This window comes from Bradyrhizobium sp. Crot121 (assembly GCF_059512385.1).
The window spans coordinates 1-306 of record NZ_JCAMOR010000541.1 but is presented as its reverse complement, the minus strand read 5'-3'; the positions used below and the strand labels follow the sequence as shown (position 1 = coordinate 306).

General features: G+C 63.7%; 1 pseudogene. It reads right to left on the bottom strand.

Annotation, left to right across the window (positions count from 1 at the left end):
* Positions 1 to 85 precede the first annotated feature (85 nt).
* Positions 86 to 306: pseudogene (locus tag AC5ZGW_RS47840) on the bottom strand (hypothetical protein); the annotation flags it as partial.

Sequence of the window (306 nt, the reverse complement as noted above, 5' to 3'; positions counted from 1 at the left end):
ACCTTCGCAGCCAGCCCATCATGGCCACAGCGGAAGTCAATCGGCCGCGTCGCGATGTAAATCTTCAGATCAGCACCGGGCGCGATCATCGTGACGCTCGCACCGCGCGGATCAACCGAGCCAGTTGCTCACCGTTAATGGCCACGTCCGTCCGCACGACGACGTCGCCAATCGCAATCTCGAGTTTGACAGCCGGAACGTGACGCTCCTCTAACGGCTCCTCCACGACCAGCGGCGCGAACGGCGGCTGCGAAGCCTCGCACGACGGCAATACGCCTCGCCGGCGAAAGCGTCGTCGCCAATCGT